Source organism: Roseomonas acroporae, assembly GCF_023223525.1.
GTDB lineage: Bacteria > Pseudomonadota > Alphaproteobacteria > Acetobacterales > Acetobacteraceae > Roseomonas_E > Roseomonas_E acroporae.
Genome location: NZ_JALPRX010000282.1, coordinates 1 through 637, shown reverse-complemented (window position 1 = coordinate 637; position 637 = coordinate 1). Strand labels below are relative to the sequence as shown.

Annotated in this window: 1 protein-coding gene; it reads right to left on the bottom strand. The window is 65.6% G+C overall.

Annotated elements, in window-relative coordinates; translation table 11 throughout:
* Positions 1–549, bottom strand: a 549-nt coding sequence (locus M0638_RS28530; RefSeq protein WP_248670343.1) for a hypothetical protein, incomplete at its 3' end; no start/stop codon positions are given.
* Positions 550–637 lie beyond the last annotated feature (88 nt).

The following is a 637-nucleotide window of genomic DNA, read 5'->3' as shown; positions in this document are numbered from 1 at the left end:
CCCAGCCCAGTCGTTTCGGCAACGGCTCGTCAGCGTGACAATGCCGTCCGGGCGCTTCTGCGTCTTCTGTGACTCCTCGCAGATGTTCGTGCCCGCCCAGTTCCAGGCTTCGATCCGTTCCCTTGAGTAGGGGATCCGGTCGTCCATCCTCGGCGGAGTGAACAGCTCGTCGCCCAACAGAAGCGCGCCGTTCGCGAAGTAGACCGCGGGTGGGTTGTCCCTGAACCACTCCACGAGCGCGGTGCGCCTGCCGCCAACATTGATGAACGCGAGCGGCCCGCCGTCGAGGACGTAGCGAACCCCGTTCGGGCCGAAGCGGACCTCGAAATCAGATGACCGGACATCCCCGTCCACGGCGATGGACACCCGGAAGCGCAGCTGCCCGCTCTCCGTATAGTCGATGATTCGGAGGTCCACGCCGAACAGTGGCGTGGATGCGTCGCCAACGTCGATGGTAACCAGGTGCTCCCGCCGCCGGAGGAGCTCGTCGCTCCATTCGACCGCGACGGGCACGAGGGCGGGGCGCGCCGTCGCTGTCTGGGGTACCATCGCGTGGCGGAAGATGTCCTCGGGAACGATGGTATTGTCGAGTTGTCGGGCGCCATGGGAAACTGGACGGAGGCGACGGGGAGAACTG